Origin of the sequence: Serratia sp. 22264, assembly GCF_052045345.1 — a bacterium.
In the GTDB taxonomy this organism is placed as follows: Bacteria; Pseudomonadota; Gammaproteobacteria; order Enterobacterales; family Enterobacteriaceae; genus Serratia; species Serratia plymuthica.
This window is the reverse complement of record NZ_JBQEOY010000006.1, coordinates 159,367-179,458: the sequence shown is the minus strand read 5'-3', so window position 1 is coordinate 179,458 and position 20,092 is coordinate 159,367. Positions and strand designations below refer to the sequence as shown.

The 20,092-nt window shown below is 59.0% G+C and carries 15 protein-coding genes; 13 read left to right on the top strand and 2 right to left on the bottom strand.

The features are described from left to right. The first annotated feature begins 104 nt into the window (after nucleotides 1-104). The 13 genes from ACTJJ1_RS19595 (at nucleotide 105) to ACTJJ1_RS19535 (ending at nucleotide 18,693) form a co-directional block, all read left to right on the top strand. A complete protein-coding gene (locus tag ACTJJ1_RS19595; protein ID WP_440834946.1) occupies nucleotides 105-5,096 on the top strand; it encodes an alpha-2-macroglobulin family protein in 4,992 nt (1,663 codons plus the stop codon). A gap of 61 nt (nucleotides 5,097-5,157) precedes the next feature. Further along, nucleotides 5,158-7,482, top strand: coding sequence for a peptidoglycan glycosyltransferase PbpC (pbpC, locus tag ACTJJ1_RS19590; RefSeq protein WP_110605942.1), 2,325 nt, complete (start codon nucleotides 5,158-5,160; stop codon nucleotides 7,480-7,482). A gap of 182 nt (nucleotides 7,483-7,664) precedes the next feature. Beyond that, nucleotides 7,665-8,090 carry a nucleoside-diphosphate kinase gene (gene ndk, locus ACTJJ1_RS19585; protein ID WP_004952077.1) on the top strand — a complete coding sequence of 142 codons (426 nt, stop codon included), beginning with the start codon at nucleotides 7,665-7,667 and terminating at the stop codon, nucleotides 8,088-8,090. A gap of 279 nt (nucleotides 8,091-8,369) precedes the next feature. Then, nucleotides 8,370-9,566, top strand: coding sequence for a bifunctional tRNA (adenosine(37)-C2)-methyltransferase TrmG/ribosomal RNA large subunit methyltransferase RlmN (locus ACTJJ1_RS19580; RefSeq protein WP_004952075.1), 1,197 nt, complete (start codon nucleotides 8,370-8,372; stop codon nucleotides 9,564-9,566). Between the two features lie 88 nt (nucleotides 9,567-9,654). Next, a complete protein-coding gene (gene pilW, locus ACTJJ1_RS19575; RefSeq protein ID WP_006327320.1) occupies nucleotides 9,655-10,401 on the top strand; it encodes a type IV pilus biogenesis/stability protein PilW in 747 nt (248 codons plus the stop codon). Further along, nucleotides 10,391-11,374 carry a cytoskeleton protein RodZ gene (gene rodZ / locus ACTJJ1_RS19570; RefSeq protein ID WP_440834942.1) on the top strand — a complete coding sequence of 328 codons (984 nt, stop codon included), beginning with the start codon at nucleotides 10,391-10,393 and terminating at the stop codon, nucleotides 11,372-11,374. The genes pilW and rodZ overlap by 11 nt, the downstream gene beginning before the upstream one ends. A 46-nt stretch (nucleotides 11,375-11,420) precedes the next feature. Further along, a complete protein-coding gene (gene ispG / locus ACTJJ1_RS19565; protein WP_004952070.1) occupies nucleotides 11,421-12,542 on the top strand; it encodes a flavodoxin-dependent (E)-4-hydroxy-3-methylbut-2-enyl-diphosphate synthase in 1,122 nt (373 codons plus the stop codon). 139 nt (nucleotides 12,543-12,681) lie between these two features. Beyond that, nucleotides 12,682-13,956: a histidine--tRNA ligase gene (hisS, locus tag ACTJJ1_RS19560; protein WP_004952068.1), complete on the top strand. Its 1,275-nt coding sequence runs from the start codon at nucleotides 12,682-12,684 to the stop codon at nucleotides 13,954-13,956. A gap of 13 nt (nucleotides 13,957-13,969) precedes the next feature. Then, nucleotides 13,970-14,590, top strand: coding sequence for a YfgM family protein (locus ACTJJ1_RS19555; RefSeq protein ID WP_006327307.1), 621 nt, complete (start codon nucleotides 13,970-13,972; stop codon nucleotides 14,588-14,590). An 11-nt stretch (nucleotides 14,591-14,601) separates the two neighbouring features. Further along, complete coding sequence (gene bamB / locus ACTJJ1_RS19550) at nucleotides 14,602-15,783, top strand: outer membrane protein assembly factor BamB (RefSeq protein WP_004952064.1); 1,182 nt, start codon at nucleotides 14,602-14,604, stop codon at nucleotides 15,781-15,783. 133 nt (nucleotides 15,784-15,916) lie between these two features. Further along, on the top strand, nucleotides 15,917-17,398 hold the full coding sequence (der, locus tag ACTJJ1_RS19545; RefSeq protein ID WP_004952062.1) for a ribosome biogenesis GTPase Der: 1,482 nt from the start codon (nucleotides 15,917-15,919) through the stop codon (nucleotides 17,396-17,398). A gap of 97 nt (nucleotides 17,399-17,495) precedes the next feature. Next, the gene (locus ACTJJ1_RS19540) at nucleotides 17,496-18,452 is read left to right on the top strand and encodes an AEC family transporter (RefSeq protein ID WP_004952059.1); all 957 of its coding nucleotides are present in this window, start codon (nucleotides 17,496-17,498) and stop codon (nucleotides 18,450-18,452) included. A gap of 19 nt (nucleotides 18,453-18,471) precedes the next feature. Continuing rightward, nucleotides 18,472-18,693, top strand: coding sequence for a zinc ribbon domain-containing protein (locus ACTJJ1_RS19535; RefSeq protein WP_004952057.1), 222 nt, complete (start codon nucleotides 18,472-18,474; stop codon nucleotides 18,691-18,693). Nucleotides 18,694-18,697: 4 nt separating this feature from the next. Here ACTJJ1_RS19535 and ACTJJ1_RS19530 read toward each other — a convergent pair whose 3' ends face one another. After that, nucleotides 18,698-19,039: a protealysin inhibitor emfourin gene (locus ACTJJ1_RS19530; protein ID WP_440834938.1), complete on the bottom strand. Its 342-nt coding sequence runs from the start codon at nucleotides 19,037-19,039 to the stop codon at nucleotides 18,698-18,700. Beyond that, entirely contained in the window at nucleotides 19,039-20,064 is a 1,026-nt protein-coding gene (locus ACTJJ1_RS19525) for a M4 family metallopeptidase (protein ID WP_004952054.1), read from the bottom strand. Before ACTJJ1_RS19525 ends, ACTJJ1_RS19530 begins: the two co-directional genes overlap by 1 nt. Between the last annotated feature and the right edge of the window lie 28 nt (nucleotides 20,065-20,092).

Sequence of the window (20,092 nt, the reverse complement as noted above, 5' to 3'; positions counted from 1 at the left end):
ACAGATTGAAATGTTTCACGGCTTGGGGAACAGCGCTGCTATTATTCATCCATATCCGGATATTGCGCCGACGAGCTGCGCAAAGGCTGCCAGGGAGTTAAACGATGAAACCATGCCGTTCAGGGGCATTCGCGTCAGGCAAGAAATTTTGTCAGGGGATCGCATTGGCGGGGGGCTTGCTGCTGCTGGCCGCCTGTGATGATGGCGGTCAAAAAACAGCCGTGGCGCAAGCCGATGGGGCGACGAGCAGCGCAACCCAGGCGAAACGGCCGGATGCCGCCGCACTGGCGGGGCTGGCGAAACGCGACGCAGGCAAGCCGCTGGCGTTGCTGGATGCTTCCGAACTGCAACTCGATGGCGCCAGCGCTATGGTGCTGACGTTTTCTTTGCCGCTGGATCCGAATCAGGATTTCGCCGCGCGGGTGCACCTGGTCGACAGCGTCAGCGGTAAAATCGACGGTGCCTGGGAGCTGTCGGATAACCTGATGGAGCTGCGGCTGCGTCATCTGCAACCCAACCGCAAGCTGGTGCTGACCGTTGAAGGCGGCCTGAAAGCGGTCAACGGCGCCGAACTGGGCCAACAACAGCAACAAACTCTCGCCACCCGCGATATCAAACCCAGCGTCGGCTTTGCCGGCAAAGGCTCGCTGCTGCCGACCAAGTTGGCACAGGGGTTACCGGTGATGGCGCTGAACGTCGACAACGTGGACGTTAACTTCTTTCGGGTGAAGGCCGATGCCTTACCGGCGTTCCTGGCCAACTGGGAATATCGCAACGCGCTTTCCAACTGGGAGTCGGAAGATCTGTTGAAAATGGCCGACCTGGTCTACAGCGGCCGTTTCGATCTCAACCCGCAACGCAATACCCGCGAACGCCTGCTGTTGCCACTGAACGGCATAGAGGCATTGCAGCAGCCCGGCGTTTATTTGGCGGTGATGCAGCAGGCCGGTCATTACGGTTACACCAATCCGGCGACCTTGTTCACTCTCAGCGATATTGGCGTTTCGCTGCACAGCTACCACGATCGTCTGGATATCTTTACCCAGGGGTTGGAAGGCGGTGCGGCGCTAAGCGCGGTTGAGCTGCGCCTGCTGGATGAAAAAGGCCAAACCCTGGCCCAGGGCACGACCGATAAGCAAGGGCACGCTCAACTGGCGAAAAACAGCAAGGCGCGCTTGTTGCTGGCTACCCAACAGGGCCAGACCAGCATGATAGATCTCTCGACGCCGGCGCTGGATCTGGCCGAGTTTGATATCGCCGGGCCGGAAGGCTACAGCAAACAGTTCTTCGCCTTTGGCCCGCGCGATCTGTACCGGCCGGGCGAAACGCTGATCGTCAACGCTTTGCTGCGCGATGCCGACGGCAAGCCGCTGCCGGCCCAACCGGTGAAGGTGGATATCGTCAAGCCGGACGATCAGGTGGCACGTAGCTTTGTCTGGCAGCCGCAGGACGGCTTGTATCAATACCAATATCAAATCCCCGAGGGCGGGCCGACCGGCAACTGGTCGCTGCGCTTTAATCTGGGGGACAACCAGCCGCGGCTTTACGGCTTCAAGGTTGAGGATTTCCTGCCGGAGCGCATGGCGCTCGACATCACCGCACAGAAAAACCCGCTGCAACCCGACGCGCAACTGGTGTTTGACGTCACTGGCCGCTATCTGTACGGTGCGCCGGCTTCCGGCAATCGCCTGCAAGGACAGGTGTTCCTGCGGCCCCAGCGTGAGGCGGTCAGCAGCCTGCCGGGTTATGAATTTGGCTCGGTGACGGAAGAAAGCCTGTCGCGCAATATGGACGAGTTCGATCAGGCGCTGGACAGTGCGGGCAAGGCGCAGGTGGCGGTAGACAGCAGTTGGGCCGAGGTGAAATCCCCGCTGAAAGCGATCCTGCAGGCCAGCCTGCTGGAGTCCGGCGGCCGCCCGGTAACGCGCCGCGCCGAACAGGCGATCTGGCCTGCCGATGTGCTGCCCGGCATTCGGCCGTTGTTCAACAAACAACAGATTTATGACTACCGCAGCGACAGCTATCAGGCTCAACCGGTCGTGGATGAAAACACCCAGGCCGGCTTTGATATCGTTTACGCCAATGCCGCCGGGGAGAAGCTGGCGGCCAGCGGGCTGAAGGCCCGGCTGGTGCGTGAGCGCCGCGACTATTACTGGCAATGGTCGGAAGGGGAAGGCTGGCAGTCGCTGTATGACAAGAAAGATCTGCCGCTGGCGGAACAGACTTTGGATATTGCCGCCAACGGCAGCGCCAAGGTGAGTTTCCCGGTGGAATGGGGCGCGTATCGCATTGAAGTGGTGGATCCGCAGAGCAACCTGATCACCAGCTTGCGATTCTGGGCAGGCTACAGCTGGCAAGACAACACCAACGGCAGCGGCGCGGTGCGGCCGGACCAGGTGAAGCTGAAGCTGGACAAGCCGGCCTATAAGCCGGGCGAAAAAGTAAAACTGCATATTGAAGCGCCGGCCGCCGGCAAGGGGTATTTGCTGGTGGAATCCAGCGATGGCCCGTTGTGGTGGCTGGAGCTGGAGGTGCCGGCCGGCGGTGCCGATGTCGAGGTGCCGATTAACCAGGAGTGGAAGCGCCACGATCTGTATCTCAGCGCGCTGGTGATCCGCCCTGGTGACAAACAGCAGCAATCGACGCCGAAGCGGGCGGTGGGTCTGTTGCATCTGCCGCTGGTGGATGAAGGGCGCAAGCTGGCGTTAACGCTGGAGGCGCCGCAGCGCATGCGGCCGAATCAGACGCTGACGGTGAAGGTCAAGGCGGCCCATAGCGAGGGCAAACCGCCGCAGCAAATCAACGTACTGCTTTCCGCCGTGGACAGCGGCATTCTCAATATAACCGACTACGCGACGCCGGACCCGTATCAGGCATTCTTTGGCCGCAAGCGCTACAGCGCCGATCAGTACGATGTCTACGGTCAGTTGATTGAGGGGAAAGGGCGCCTGGCCAACCTGCGTTACGGCGGTGACGGCGACGAAGAAGATGCGTTGTCGCGCGGCGGTAAAAAACCTATTACCACGGTGACCATCGTGGCCCAACAGGCGCAGCCGGTTAAGCTGGACGCCAAGGGCGAGGGCGAGATCCAGATCGCCATTCCGGATTTCAACGGCGAACTGCGGCTGATGGCGCAAGCGTGGAGCGACGAAGACTTCGGCAAGGCGGAGGCCAAAACCCTGGTCGCCGCACCGGTGGTGGCAGAGCTGGCGACGCCGCGTTTCCTGGCCGGGGGCGACAGCACCCAGTTGGCATTGGACGTCAGCAATCTGTCCGGCCAGCCTCAGACGCTGACGGTGAAATTGGCCGCCAGCGGATTGGTGGCGCTGCAAGGTGCGGGCGAACAACAGGTCAGCCTGGCAAACGGCGAACGCACTACGCTGCAGATACCGGTGCAGGCGTTGATGGGCTTTGGCCAGGGTGAGGTGGCGCTGAGTGTCAGCGGCCTGACGCTGCCGGGTGAAACGTTGAAAGATTATCAGCATACCTGGAAGATTGGCGTGCGGCCGGCTTACCCGGCGCAAACCCGCCAGTTCGCCAGCGTGATCCGCGCCGGTGAAAGCTGGAGCCTGCCGGCCGATGCCGCCGCCGGCCTGGTGCCGACAACCCTGGAGGGGCAATGGCTGTTAACCAGCAGGCCGCCGATTAATCTGGCGCGTTATATCAGCGAACTTTACGCCTATCCGTACGGTTGCCTGGAACAAACGACCAGCGGACTTTATCCGTCGCTGTATACCAACCGGGCGCAACTGAGCGCATTGGGCATCAAAACCGGGAGTGATGAAAGCCGCCGCAGCAGCATCGATGCCGGCATTGAGCACTTGCTCAGCATGCAGCGCTTTAACGGCGGCTTTGGCCTGTGGAACCGCGACAGCCAGGAAGAGTTCTGGTTGACCGCCTACGCCACAGACTTCCTGTTCCGCGCCAGCGAGCAGAATTACAGCGTTCCGGCCGATGCATTGACCGCGGCCAATAACCGCCTGCAGCGCTATTTACAGGACCGCAGCCAGATCGACGTCGCCTATACCCCGTTCCCTGATCACACCCGCTTTGCGGTGCAGGCCTATGCCGGGTTGGTGCTGGCGCGTCAACAGCAGGCACCGCTTGGCGCACTGCGGCAGCTGTATGAACGCCGTGCCGACGCTCGCTCAGGCTTGCCGCTGGTGCAGCTTGGCGTCGCGCTGAAGCTGATGGGGGATATGCCGCGCGCCAATCAGGCGATCGAACAAGGGTTGGCGACACAACGCAACGCCAAGGATTATTGGCTGGAAGATTACGGCAGCCCGCTGCGTGACGATGCGATGATCCTGGCGCTGCTGACCGAAAATAATCTGCTGCCGGCGGTACGCGACCAGCGCTTGCTGTCGCTGTCCGAGCGGCTTAACGGCGAGCGTTATCTGTCCACGCAGGAGAGCAATGCCCTGTTCCTGGCGGCGCGTAACCTGATCGGCAGTGCCGAAACGCCGTGGCAGGCGCAAATGGCGCAGGGCAAGACGCTGTCCGGCAGCCAGGCACTGACGCAAAGCTTGTCCGCCGAGCAGCTGGTCGCGGGGCTGCAATTCACCAATACCGGCAGCGGTACGCTGTACAGCCGCGCCGATCTGGTCGGTTACCCAGAACAGGCGCCGCAGCCGCAGAGCAACGTGCTGAACATTCGCCGTGAATTCCTGGGATTGGACGGCAAACCTGTGGATCTGACCCAGTTGAAAAGCGGACAGCTGATTCTGGTGCATCTGGATGTCTGGGCCGATAACGCGGTGCCGGACGCGCTGGTCGTCGATCTGCTGCCGGCCGGTCTGGAGCTGGAAAACCAGAATCTGGGGGACAGCAGCGCCAGCCTGGGCGAAAGCGCCAGCAGCGTGACCGAACTGTTGCAGGACATGCAGCAGGCCGATATCAAGCACCAGGAGTTCCGCGACGATCGCTACGTGGCGGCGGTGAATATCGACGGCTACCGTCATACCACGCTGCTGTATCTGGCGCGGGCGGTGACGCCGGGCGCCTATCTGGTGCCGGCGCCGCAGGTTGAGTCGATGTATGTGCCCGCCTGGCGTGCGTTGGGCGCTACGCCGCCGCGACTTGAGATTGCCCGATGACCTACCCTGTCCCGCCCCGGAGGTTTAGCCGGTGGCGGGGCAAGGGAGCGATGTTTTCCTTATGACTCTCTTCCTCGCCCATTTGCGTCGCCGCGGGTTAGTTTGGCTGCTGGTGATTTTACTGCCGCCCGTTTTGCTGTGGCTGGCGGACCGGCTGTGGCCGTTGCCGCTGAAAGATGCCGAGATGGCCCGAGTGGTGGTGGCGGAAGACGGCACGCCGCTGTGGCGCTATGCCGACGGCGACGGCGTGTGGCGTTATCCGGTGACGTTGCAGCAGGTGTCGCCCTATTATCTGCAAGCGTTGCTGACCTATGAGGACCGCTGGTTTTATCGGCACCCCGGTATCAACCCGTTGTCGCTGGCTCGCGCCGCCTGGCAGGACCTGCGCAATGGGCAGATTGTTTCCGGCGGCAGCACGCTGTCGATGCAGGTGGCGCGCCTTATCGATCCCCATCCGCGCACGCTGGCCGGCAAATTACGGCAGGTGTGGCGTACCGCACAGCTGGAATGGCATTTATCTAAGGATCAAATCCTCGAAATCTACCTTAACCGGGCGCCCTATGGCGGCACGTTGCAGGGGATTGGCGCGGCAAGCTGGACCTATCTGGGCAAACCGCCTTCGGCACTCACGCGTGGAGAAGCGGCCTTGCTGGCGGTATTGCCGCAAGCTCCCAGCCGTTTGCGGCCGGATCGTTATCCGGAACGGGCGCAGGCCGCACGGGACAAGGTGCTGGAGCGGCTGGCGCATTACCGCGTTTGGCCGGCGCGGCAGGTGAATGAAATTCGTCAGGAAGCCTTGTGGCTGGCACCGCGTCAGGTGCCGCAGCTAGCGCCGTTGCTGGCACGGCGCATGACGCAGGGTAACCGCAGCCAGGTCGTAACGACCACGCTGGACGCCACGTTACAGCGACGGCTTGAAGAACTGGCGCGCGGCTGGAAGAGCCAACTGCCGGAAAAAACCTCGGTTGGCGTGCTGGTGGTCGATCACACCAACATGAAGGTGCGCGCCTACCTGGGTTCGTTGGATTTTAATGACAACGGCCGTTTTGGTCATGTTGATATGGTGGCGGCATGGCGTTCGCCGGGATCGACGCTCAAACCCTTTTTGTATGGGCTGGCGCTGGACGATGGGCTAATCCACGCTGAATCGCTGTTGCAGGATGTGCCGCGTCGCTTCGGCGATTACCGGCCCGGCAATTTTGATACCGGCTTTCACGGTCCGGTCAGCGCCAGCGAGGCACTGGCGCGCTCGCTCAATCTGCCGGCGGTGCAGTTGCTGGAGGCTTACGGTCCAAAACGTTTTGCCGCGAATTTACGCAACGTAGGCGTGGAGCTGCGGCTGCCGGCCCACGCCGAACCGAGCCTGGCGTTGATTCTGGGCGGAGCCGGCGCGCGGTTGGATCAGTTGGTCGCCGGGTTCAGCGCATTGGCCCGGCAAGGCAAAGTGGCACCGCTGCGTTTTACGCCTCGGCAAGGGCTTTACGATCGCCAGTTGCTGTCGCCGGGCGCAGCCTGGATTGTGCGGCGCATATTGGCGGGAGAAGCGCGCCCGTTACCGGATGACGTGCTGCCTGCCAGCGTGCCGCTGGCGTGGAAAACCGGTACCAGTTACGGCTACCGCGACGCCTGGGCGATTGGCGTTAACGCCCGTTACACGCTGGGCATATGGGTTGGGCGACCGGACGGCACGCCGGTGGCCGGGCAGTTCGGTTTCGCCACGGCGGTACCGCTGCTGAACCAGGTCAATAATTTGCTGCTGACCTCTTTGCGCCAACGCGGGCAAGGGATCCCGACCGATCCGCGCCCGGCGAGCGTCAGCCGCGCGGAGATCTGCTGGCCTGGCGGGCAGCCGCTTGCCGCCGGGGACAGTAACTGCCGCCAGCGGCGCCTGAGCTGGATCCTCGACGGAACCCTGCCGCCGACGTTGTCTGCACCGGGCCAGGAAAGCGCGTTGGGCAGCCAACCCCTGGTGTGGCTGAACGCTCGCGGGCTGCGCGTGGCGGCGGATTGCCCGGGGGCGGTGGCGCATCGTTTGGCGCTGTGGCCAACGCCGCTGGAGCCGTGGTTGCCGCCGGCGGAACGCCGCGCCCAACGTTTGCCGGCCGTCGATCCGCTGTGCCCGCCTTTGCCACAGCAAGAGGCGCCGCCGCTGCTGATGCTGGGCATACGCGACGGTGCGATACTGCGTCGCCTGCCGGGTAAAAATGCGCTTGATTTGCGGGTTAGCGCCCAGGGAGGCAGCGGGCAGCGCTGGTGGTTCCTGAACGGCCAGTTGGTGGGGGAAGGGGAGTCGCTGTTGCAGACGCTGACGCAGCCGGGCCGCTACCAGCTCAGCCTGCTGGATGAGAGTGGCCAGGTGGCGCTACGCGGTTTTAGCCTCGACTAAGCCGGTTCTTCATCGTCAGCCCGCAGGGCGCACAGTGAAGAATGAAGATAATAATTTTTAATGAAATGTTGATTTTCCCGTAGGCAAGCGTTAACGGCGCACATATAATCTGCGCCACTTAAGAAGGCCGGCACGCGTTTAATTGCAGACCGGTCAGTTTTGGAAGCCATATAGAGGCCATCATGACCGTAGAACGTACCTTTTCCATTATCAAACCAAATGCTGTAGCCAATAACGACATCGGCGCAATCTACGCTCGTTTCGAGCGTGCCGGTTTCAAAATCATCGCATCCAAAATGCTGCGTCTGACTCGCGAACAAGCCGAAGGCTTCTACGCTGAGCACAAAGGCCGCCCATTCTTCGACGGTCTGGTTGAGTTCATGACTTCAGGCCCAATCGTGGTTCAGGTTCTGGAAGCTGAAAACGCAGTACAGCGCAACCGTGACATCATGGGCGCAACCAACCCGGACAACGCACTGGCAGGCACCCTGCGTGCAGACTACGCGGACAGCTTCACAGCCAACGCCGTGCACGGTTCTGACGCAGTAGAATCTGCCCAGCGCGAAATCGCTTACTTCTTCAACGAAAGCGAAATCTGCCCACGCTAATACCGGCTGTCTTTCAAGCCGCAGCATGTTGGCTGCAACTTGAAATTCATAAGGTATTCTGTGTTGTGGGTTGCAGAGGCTCGATGAGCATTCACCGGCTGAAACAATAAAAATGCCCTGAATGCCTTTCAGTCGTGGCAACCCGCTACTAAAATTTGTACAATGCCGCGCCCCTGATGAGTCGTCTTGTCAGGGGCGCGTTTTTCAGTGCGATTTAAACGCACACTTACTTTCCATTCTTTAGCGCCATAACGTGTAACAACGAGGCCAGAGATCATCATGTTAGAACCCATCACGTCCGAGCACATCGTGTCTGAAAATAATTCGCTGACTACTCAATCCGTTAACGCGGAAACCCCGGCTGCGGCCAAAATTAACCTGCTGGATTTGAACCGTCAGCAAATGCGTGAGTTCTTCGCCAAAATGGGCGAAAAACCTTTCCGTGCCGATCAGGTCATGAAGTGGATATACCACTATTGCTGCGATGATTTTGAGCAGATGACCGATATCAACAAGGTGCTGCGCAACAAACTGCAGAGCGTCGCCGAAATTCGCGCGCCGGAAGTGGCAGAAGAACAGCGTTCAGCCGACGGCACCATTAAATGGGCGATCACAGTAGGCGATCAGCAGGTCGAAACCGTGTTCATTCCGGACGGCGATCGCGCGACCCTGTGCGTGTCATCCCAGGTGGGTTGTGCGCTGGAGTGCAAATTCTGTTCGACCGCTCAGCAGGGCTTTAACCGCAACCTGCGCGTGTCGGAAATCATCGGCCAGGTGTGGCGCGCGGCGAAAATCATCGGCGCACTGAAAGTCACCGGCGAACGCCCGATCACCAACGTGGTGATGATGGGCATGGGGGAGCCGCTGCTCAACCTGAACAACGTCGTGCCGGCGATGGAAATCATGCTGGACGACTTCGGCTTCGGCTTGTCCAAACGCCGCGTTACCCTGTCTACTTCCGGCGTTGTGCCGGCGCTGGACAAATTGGGCGATATGATTGACGTTGCGCTGGCGATCTCGCTGCACGCGCCGAACGACAAGATCCGCGATGAAATCGTGCCGATCAACCGCAAATACAATATCGAGACCTTCCTGGCTGCGGTACGCCGCTACCTGGAGAAATCCAACGCCAATCAGGGCCGGGTTACGGTCGAGTACGTGATGCTGGATCATATCAACGACAGTACCGACGATGCGCACCAGCTGGCGGAGGTTCTGAAAGACACGCCATGCAAGATCAACCTGATCCCATGGAACCCGTTCCCGGGGGCGCCGTATGGCCGCAGCTCCAACAGCCGCGTGGATCGTTTTTCCAAAGTGTTGATGGAATACGGCTTTACGACTATTGTTCGTAAAACCCGTGGTGATGATATCGATGCCGCCTGCGGGCAATTGGCAGGTGAAGTGATCGACCGTACCAAGCGTACCCTGAAAAAGAAAATGGCCGGGGAACCTATCAACGTGCGTGCGGTCTGAATCCTATAGCATGATTTTTTTTGTTATCTAACAGTCTGTTATGTGAATAGACACCAAGATGACATCAGATAAGGAAATGAATGCGGGCATGAAGCTGAATCTGTGGGGCATGGTGCTGGCGGCCGGTTTACTGGCCGGCTGTTCCGGTTCGTCACCGGAAAAAGACGCGCAACCTGAAGCGGGCCAGACGCGTTTGCAACTGGGGCTGGAATATCTTAAGCAGGGCGATTTGAACGCCGCGCGGCAGAATCTGGAAAAAGCGGCGGACGCTGCCCCACAGGATTACCGTACTCAATTGGGCATGGCGCTTTACGAGCAGCGGATTGGCGAAAATGGCGCGGCTGAACAACGTTATCAGCAGGCGCTCAAACTTGCGCCAAACAATGGCACCGTGCTGAATAATTACGGTGCGTTTCTCTGCAGTTTAGGGCAGTATGTACCGGCACAACAGCAGTTTAGCGCCGCGGCACTGGCACCGGATTATGGTCAGGTTGCCGACAGCCTGGAAAACGCAGGTTACTGTTTTCTCAAGGCCGGACAGAACGATGAAGCGCGCACCTTGTTAACGCGCGCCCTGAAGGTCGATCCGGACAAAGGCACTCCACTTTTGGTGGAGGCAGAAAAGCAATTTGGAGAAGGGAAGCGCGCTCAGTCGCAACTTTTATTGGATAGTTATCAACATGTTCTGCCGGCCAGTGCCGACAGCTTATGGTTACAGATTCGTTTCGCCGCGTTAGCAGGCCGCCAGGATAGCGTTCAACGCTATGGCAAGCAGCTAGCGCGAAGTTTTCCACAATCCAAACAGTACCAGCAGTTCTTAGCTAATGAATACTGAAGCCTCCCAAGATAAAACCGTATCCATGACGACAGGCCAACGTCTGCGTCAAGCCCGTGAAGAACTCGGGTTGAGTCAACAGGCCGTTGCAGAACGCCTGTGCCTCAAAATGTCTACCGTGCGCGACATAGAAGAAGACAATCTCTCCGCAGACCTTGCTTCGACCTTCGTGCGTGGTTATATCCGTTCCTACGCCAAGCTGGTGCGTTTGCCGGAAGATGAGCTGCTGCCGATGTTGGCCAAGCAGGCTCCGCTGAAGGTGGCAAAAGTCGCGCCCATGCAGAGCTTCTCGTTAGGCAAGCGTCGCAAAAAACGCGATGGCTGGCTGATGAGCTTCACCTGGCTGATTGTTTTCGTGGTAGTCGGTCTGACCGGCGCCTGGTGGTGGCAAAACCACAAGGCGCAGCAGGATGAGATCGCCACCATGGCCGATCAATCTTCCGCCCAGCTTTCGCAAAACAATGAAGGCCAATCCGTGCCGTTGACCGACAGCAATGCCGACAACAGCGCGCCTTTGGCTGACAATGGTTCAACGCCGGTAGATACCGGCGTTGCGCCTGCGCAACAGGCAGCACCGGCTCCGGCCGCAACCGGCAGTGAAACCGCGCAGCAACCTGCGGTGGTTTCGCCAAGCCAAGCTCCGCTCCCAGAGACCACGGCTGCGGCTCCGACGGCGCAAGCCCCGCTGCCGACCGGCGAAGCGGGCCTGGCTGCACCGGCCGAAGATCCTAACGCGCTGGTGATGAACTTCTCCTCCGACTGTTGGTTGCAGGTAAGCGACGCCAGCGGCAAGACGTTGTTCAGCGGCACCCAAAAGAGCGGCGGCAAGCTGAACCTGGCAGGCACCGCGCCGTATAAACTGACTATTGGCGCACCGGCCGCAGTACAGATTCAATATCAAGGTAAGCCGGTGGATTTAAGCCGGTTTGTTAAATCAAACCGTGTTGCTCGTCTGACCGTTGCCGCGCAGTAATTGCGCGGCCATTGTCTGAAGCCAGAGCAACAATGGAGAGTAAGTAATGCATAACCAAGCGCCCATCAACCGTCGAAAATCAACGCGAATTTACGTCGGCAAGGTGCCTATTGGTGATGGCGCGCCGATTGCCGTGCAGTCGATGACCAACACCCGTACCACCGATGTTGAAGCAACGGTTAATCAGATCAAAGCGCTGGAGCGCGTGGGCGTAGATATCGTCCGCGTTTCAGTTCCCACCATGGACGCCGCCGAGGCGTTCAAGCTGATCAAGCAGCAGGTTAACGTGCCGCTGGTCGCCGATATCCACTTCGATTACCGCATTGCGTTGCAGGTTGCCGAATACGGCGTGGATTGCCTGCGTATCAATCCGGGCAATATCGGCAACGAGTCGCGTATCCGCTCCGTCGTGGACTGCGCGCGCGATAAAAACATCCCGATTCGTATTGGGGTGAACGGCGGCTCGCTGGAAAAAGACATTCAGGAAAAATACGGCGAACCTACGCCGGAAGCGCTGCTTGAATCGGCGATGCGCCATGTTGATATCCTCGATCGCCTCAACTTCGATCAGTTCAAGGTCAGCGTCAAAGCCTCCGACGTATTCCTGGCGGTGCAATCTTATCGCCTGTTGGCCGCACGTATCGATCAACCGCTGCATTTGGGCATCACCGAAGCCGGCGGCATGCGCAGCGGTTCGGTGAAATCGGCGATTGGCCTGGGGCTGCTGCTGTCGGAAGGCATCGGCGATACCCTGCGTATTTCGCTGGCGGCCGATCCGGTGGAAGAAGTGAAAGTCGGTTTCGATATTCTGAAATCGCTGCGCATTCGCGCGCGCGGCATTAACTTCATCGCCTGCCCGACCTGTTCGCGTCAGGAGTTTGACGTGATAGGTACGGTGAACGCGCTTGAACAACGCCTGGAAGACATCATCACGCCGATGGACATCTCGATTATCGGTTGTGTGGTCAACGGGCCGGGCGAAGCGCTGGTTTCCACGCTGGGCGTGACCGGTGGCCATAACAAGAGCGGTTTTTACGAAGACGGCGTGCGTCAGAAAGAGCGTTTTGACAACGAGCAGATGATTGACCAACTGGAGGCGAAGATTCGCGCCAAGGCGTCGATGATGGATGAAAGCAATCGCATCTCGGTCAATCTGCTGGAAAAATAAGCGTTATCGCTACATGGCGGGCTGATTAGCCCGCTTGTTTATGAACCCGGGAGGCAGAAAGCGGCACCCGCGTTGAATACGGGGCGGCAAAGTCCCTATAATCGGGTTCATTTTTATAGACAACGGACAGAGAAATCACGTGGCAAAGAACATTCAAGCCATTCGCGGCATGAACGACTACCTGCCGGAAGATACGGCATTATGGCAGCGTATTGAAGGCACACTGAAGCAGGTGCTGGGCAGCTACGGTTACAGCGAAATCCGGTTGCCGATTGTAGAGCAGACCCCGTTATTCAAACGCGCGATCGGCGAAGTGACCGACGTCGTGGAAAAAGAGATGTATACCTTCGAGGATCGCAACGGCGAAAGCCTGACGCTGCGTCCGGAAGGGACGGCTGGCTGCGTTCGCGCCGGCATCGAACATGGTCTGCTGTACAATCAGGAACAGCGTCTGTGGTACATCGGCCCGATGTTCCGCTATGAGCGTCCGCAAAAAGGCCGCTATCGCCAGTTCAATCAATTGGGTGTGGAAGTGTTCGGCCTGCAAGGCCCGGACATCGACGCCGAACTGATCCTGCTGACCGCCCGCTGGTGGAAAGCGCTGGGCATTTCCGAGCACGTGAATCTGGAGCTGAATTCAATCGGTTCTCTGGAAGCGCGCGCCAACTACCGCGATGCTCTGGTGGCGTTCCTGGAACAGCATAAAGACACGCTGGACGAAGATTGCAAACGCCGCATGTACAGCAACCCGCTGCGCGTACTGGACTCCAAAAATCCGGAAGTTCAGGCCCTGCTGAACGACGCACCGCGCCTGTCCGAGTATCTGGATGAAGAATCCAAAGCCCACTTCGACGGCCTGTGTGAACTTTTGTCTCAGGCAGGTATCCCATATACCATCAATGAACGCCTGGTGCGCGGTCTGGACTATTACAACCGTACGGTATTCGAATGGGTGACCACCAGTCTGGGCGCTCAGGGTACGGTGTGTGCAGGCGGCCGTTACGATGGCTTGGTCGAGCAACTGGGCGGGCGTGCGACGCCGGCGGTCGGTTTCGCGATGGGCCTGGAGCGTCTGGTATTGCTGGTTCAGGAAGTTAATCCGGATTTCAAAGCCCCGGCGACCATTGACGTGTACGTTATCTCCTCCGGTGCAGGCGCCCAAAGCGCGGCGATGCAGTTGGCAGAAAACGTGCGCGATGCAGCACCACAGCTGAAATTAATGACCAACTACGGCGGCGGCAACTTTAAGAAACAGATCACCCGTGCGGACAAATGGGGCGCGCGCGTCGCTTTGATCCTCGGTGAGAACGAAGTCGCGGCACAGCAGGTGGTGGTTAAGGACCTGCGCAGTGGTGAACAAGAAACGCTGGCGCAAAGCGAAGTCGCAGTGCGTCTGGCAACGATGTTAGGTTAAGGAGAAGGACACCGTGGAAGTCTATACCACTGAAAACGAACAAGTCGACGCCGTGCGTCGGTTCTTTGCCGAAAACGGCAAAGCGCTGGCGGTGGGGGTGGTGCTCGGAATTGGTGCCCTGGTCGGCTGGCGTTTCTGGCAGAACCACCAAAACTCCAACATGATGGCTGCGTCCCAATCCTACCAGGAAGCCAGCGATCGTCTGGCTGCCGGTAAGCCGGACGACGTGTCCGCTGCGGAGGCGTTTGCCAAGGCCAACAGCAATAGCTATGGCGTACTGGCCTCGCTGGAGTTGGCGAAACACTTTGTCGAGCAGAATGATTTTGCCAAGGCAGAGCAACAGCTGGTGCTGGCTCAGGGCCAGACCAAAGACGATAACCTGTTGGCGATGGTTAGCCTGCGTCTGGCGCGTGTCCAGTTGCAGGAGAAAAAGCTGGATGAAGCGCTGAAAACGCTGGATGGCGTGAAAGGCGAAGGTTGGGCGGCGATGGCGCAAGATGCACGCGGTGACGCGTTGCTGGCCAAAGGCGACACCAAAGGTGCGCGTGAGGCTTACAGCAAAGGCATTGAGTCCAACGCTTCTCAGGCGCTGCAGGTTTTGCTGCGCATGAAATTGAATAACTTGTCCAGCTAAGGGGAATTCCCATGCAATTGCGTAAAACACTCTTGGTCGGACTGGTTTCCGTCGCCTTGCTGAGTGGTTGCTCGCTGTTTAACAGTGAAGAAGACGTGGTTACCATGTCGCCGCTGCCAAAAGTTGAAAATCAGTTCACGCCGAACAAGGCGTGGAGCACCTCGGTAGGTGACGGTATCGGTGAGTTTTATTCTCACCTGCGTCCCGCTTTCCAGGACAGCACACTGTATGCTGCCGACCGTCACGGTATCGTGAAAGCGTTGGACGCCGACAGCGGTGACGAAAAGTGGAAGGTCGATCTTTCCGAGAAAACCGGCTTCTTCTCCAGCAACCTGCCGGCATTGCTGTCGGGCGGCCTGGCGGTCGCGGGCGATAAAGTTTACGTCGGCAGTGAAAAGGCGGTGGTTTACGCGCTGAATACCGCAGACGGTAAAGTGGCGTGGCAGACCAAGGTGGCCGGCGAAGCGATTTCTCGCCCGGTCATCAGCGACGGCATGGTGCTGATTCATACCTCCAACGGTTTGCTGCAGGCGCTGAACGAATCGGATGGTGCGGTGAAGTGGACGGTTAACCTGGACATGCCATCGCTGTCACTGCGCGGTGAGTCTGCTCCGGCCGTTGCCTTCGGCGCGGCGATTGTCGGCGGTGATAACGGCCGCGTCAGCGCAGTGCTGATGCAGCAGGGCCAGTTGATCTGGCAACAGCGTATTTCCCAGCCGAGCGGCGCGACCGAGATCGATCGCCTGAACGATGTGGACACGACACCGGTGATTGTTGAAGGCGTTGTCTACGCATTAGGTTACAATGGCAACCTGACGGCGTTGGATCTGCGTTCCGGCCAGATCATGTGGAAACGTGAACTGGGTTCCGTGAACGACTTCATCGTGGATGCGGGCCGCATCTACCTGATCGATCAGAACGATCGCGTGGTAGCGCTGAGCACCGAAGGTGGCGTAACAGTGTGGACGCAAAGCGATCTGCTGCACCGCAACCTGACCCCGCCGGTGATGTATAATGGTTATCTGGTGACCGGTGATTCCGAAGGTTACCTGCACTGGATCAACACCACGGACGGCCGTTTTGTTGCCCAGCAGGAAGTGGATAGCTCCGGCTTCCTGTCTGCGCCGATGGTGGCTGGCGATAAGCTGGTTATTCAGGCCCGAGGCGGAAAAGTTTACGCTTTCACCCGCTAACGCTGCCGGTCATCGCACGGTTTGCAAACGGCTCCTGAGTGTTCAGGGGCCGTTTCGTATTTTTATAAGCTGCACTTCTGGTGTCTACCCATGGTGCAGTAACGCATTGATTATTAAGTAATGAGGCTTCACAATGATACCTGTCGTCGCGCTGGTTGGGCGCCCGAATGTGGGTAAATCCACCTTGTTTAACCGTTTAACACATACGCGCGATGCGCTGGTGGCGGATTTCCCCGGGCTAACGCGAGACCGCAAGTATGGTCGTGCCGAAGTTGAGGGTAATGAATTTATTATCGTCGATACCGGGGGCATCGACGGTACCGAAGACGGCGTGGAAACGCGTATGGCCGGCCAGTCGCTGTTGGCGATTGAAGAAGCGGACATCGTGCTGTTCATGGTCGACGCGCGTGCCGGCCTGATGCCGGCCGATCAGGGCATTGCCCAGCATCTGCGCAACCGTCAGAAAGCCACCTTCCTGGTCGCCAACAAAACCGACGGCATGGATCCGGACATGGCCACCGCCGATTTCTACTCGCTGGGCCTGGGTGACGTGCATGCGATTGCCGCTTCGCACGGCCGTGGCGTAGCGCAACTGATCGAGCACGTGCTGGTGCCGTTTGTCGGTGAAAAACCCGAAGAAGTCGAGCTGACCGAAGAAGAGGCGAACGCCGCTTACTGGGCTGAGCAGGAAGACGAAATCCCGGAGGATGAAGAGCCGGAAGACGACTTCAACCCGCAAGATTTGCCGATCAAGCTGGCGATCGTTGGCCGCCCTAACGTAGGTAAGTCCACACTGACTAACCGTATCCTCGGCGAGGAGCGTGTGGTGGTGTACGACATGCCGGGCACAACCCGCGACAGTATCTATATCCCGATGGTACGCGACGAGCGCGAATACGTGCTGATCGATACCGCCGGGGTGCGCAAACGCGGCAAGGTGACGGAAACCGTAGAAAAATTCTCGGTAATCAAAACTCTGCAGGCGATTGAAGACGCCAACGTAGTGCTGTTGGTGGTTGACGCGCGTGAAGGCATTTCCGATCAGGATCTCTCGCTGCTCGGCTTTATCCTCAATAGTGGGCGCTCACTGGTGATTGTGGTCAACAAGTGGGACGGCATGAGCGAAGAAGATCGCGAGCACGTGAAAGAGATGCTCGATCTGCGCCTGGGCTTTGTCGATTTCGCCCGCATTCACTTTATTTCAGCTCTGCATGGCAGCGGCGTTGGCAATCTGTTCGTATCGGTGCTGGAAGCCTACGAGTGTGCGACCCGTCGTGTGAACACCTCCATGCTGACCAAAATCATGCAGATGGCTGCCGAAGACCACCAGCCGCCGTTGGTGCGCGGCCGCCGCGTGAAGCTGAAATATGCTCACGCCGGGGGTTACAACCCACCGATCGTGGTGATCCACGGCAACCAGGTGAGCGATCTGGCCGACTCTTACAAACGCTATCTGATGAACTACTTCCGTCGTTCACTGAAGGTCATGGGTACGCCAATCCGCATCCAGTTCAAAGAGGGTGACAACCCGTTCGCCGGCAAACGCAACTTGCTGACGCCGAACCAGATGCGTAAACGTAAACGCCTGATGAGCCACCTGAAGAAAAGCAAGTAATCTTCAAAAAGAGCGCGGTAGCCATACCGCGCTCTTTTTTATTGCCCCGAAGTCGTTCTATTATCTGCATATTGTCGCCGTCAGTTGAAGGAACACCATGTCTTGGGAAACCTGGAGTTTTGCGTTCAGCGTCACCGTACCTAATTTGTTAATGATGCTGTTGGGCGTATTGTTGCGCCACTGGCGGCTGATGGACGATCGTTTTATTGATGGCGCCACCCGGTTGGTGTTCAATCTGGCGCTGCCCTGCCTGCTGTTCTTCAGCATCGCCACCAGTCATCCGCAACTGCTGGGCAACCTGCCGTTGGTCCTCTACGGGGCGATCGGCACCATCGCCACTTTCCTGCTGCTGGAGGTGGCGGCGGTCTGGCTGGTTAAGGAGCCGCGTGAACGGGGCGTGTTCGTGCAGGGCGGGTTCCGCGCCAATACCGCCATTGTCGGGCTGGCGTACGCCATGACTGCGTATGGCGACGAAGGGGTGGCGCTGGGTTCGCTGTACCTGACGGTCACGGTGATCCTGTTTAACGTGCTGTCGGTGATTACCCTGACGCGCAGCTTGCAGGGCGGGCATGGCAAGAAGATCAGCCGTTTGTCGCTGCTGCGCAGTATTGTCACCAATCCGCTGATTATCGGCCTGGTGTGCGGGCTGCTGTTCGCGCAAACCGGCCTGGCAATCCCGCAGGTGATCCGGCAGACCGGCAGTTATATCTCCGGGTTGTCGCTGCCGCTGGCGTTGCTGTGCACCGGCGCAAGCCTGGATCTGCGCGCCATGTTCCGTTCGTCCAACGTTGCCGCGTTGTCATCTTCGGCCAAGCTGTTTCTGGTGCCCGTATTGATGACGCTGGGCGGCTGGCTGTGGGGCTTTCACGGTGCGGCGCTGGGGATTATCTTCCTGTTCTCAGCCACGCCGACCGCCTCGGGCAGCTATGTCATGACGCGCGCCATGGGCGGCAACGCCACGCTGGCGGCGAATATTATTGCCATCACCACCGTCGGTTCGTTTTTTACCACCGCGCTGGGGATCTACTTCTTGCGCTCGTGGGGCGTCATCTAATTCAGGTTCAGGAGTAAGTATGGAAGCGCACTGTCCGCAATGCGATCAAACGATGGAGTGGGTGAATGGTCACTACCATTGCGCCGCCTGCGAACGCGATTATCGGCAATTGGCCCATTGCCCGGACTGCGGGCAACCGTTGCAGGAGCTGAAGGCCTGCGGCGCGGTGGATTACCTGTGTCAGAACGGCCACGGGCTGGTATCCAAAAAGCGCGTGCTATTTGATTATCAGCCGTTGTAAGCGTTCACTTATCCACCTGACCGGTTTTCCACAAGTCCACCAGCGCCTGCGGCGCGCTGGTTTCCGGGATCAGCAAGACGATTTCGCTGCACAGATTCTGGCTGTAATAGCTGATTTGCACGCGAAAGTAGCGCTGGTCGCCGCAGCCGGGGGAACCCGGTTTTCCCTCTTCCTGCGCGTAGGGCAGCGTTTGATTCAATAACTGGCTCAGGCGTTGGCGTTGCTCCGGCGTAATATCGGCCAGCGCAATGCGCCGCTGGCCTGCCAGTTTGGGAATAAAGGCGAAGCCGCCTTCACGCGCCAGCTCAATGACCGTGTCCTGATTGAGCGACGGCAAGGGTTTCATTATTCCACCCCCACCTGATGCCAGGCTTGCTGCACTTTGTCCGCCACGGTGCGATCAAAACGTTGCTGTGCATGTTTTACCGTAGTACGGGCGAAGGTGGCGAAGTCGGCATCCTGCGGCAGCGCTTTGTCGCACAACGTGTCATACCAGACGTAGCCGGCTTTCTCCCAGGCGAAGCCGCCGAGTGCGGTGGCCGCCAGATAGAAGGCACGGTTGGGGATGCCTGAGTTGAGGTGCACGCCGCCGTTGTCCTCTTTGGTCTGAATGTAATCCTTCATGTCGGCCGGCTGCGGATCTTTACCCAGTAGCGGATCGTCGTAGGCGGTGCCGGGCGCAGACATCGAGCGCAGGCCCTTGCCGTTGATGCCCTTGGCCAGCAGGCCCGCACCTATCAACCAGTCGGCCTTATCGGCGGTTTGCCTAAGGTGGAACTGCTTGACCAAGGAACCGAAGACGTCAGACATAGACTCATTCAGCGCGCCGGCCTGTTGGAAGTAAATCAGCCCGGCTTCGCTTTCGGTTACGCCGTGCGCCAGTTCATGGCCGACGACATCGATAGCGATGGTAAAACGGTTGAAGATCTCGCCGTCACCGTCGCCGAATACCATCTGCTGGCCATTCCAGAAGGCATTCTGATACTCGTGGCCGTAGTGGACGCTGCCGGTCAGCGGCAGGCCTTTGTTGTCCAGCGAGTTGCGCTCAAACGCCTGCCAGAAGAAATCGTAGGTTACGCCGAGATAGTCATAGGCTTCGTCCACCGCCACGTCATGGTTGCTGGCCTGGCCCTCGTTGCGCACTTGCTTGCCGGGAAGCTGAGTGCCGTTTTGAGCGTCGTAGATATCGCGGATGACTTCGCCGCCGCTGGCGGTTTGCGCGCCGGGCGCACGCAGCGGCTTGTTGCCGAGCAGGCTTTGGACGTGGTTCAGGGTGTGCAATGCGCAGTCGCGCTGCGGTACGCTGCCGTGTTCAATAATCCTGCGAAGCATATAAGGGGGGATGACTGAACGTGCGGTCAGGGTCGGCATGGTGGCTCTCCTTAGGCAAAATTACCCT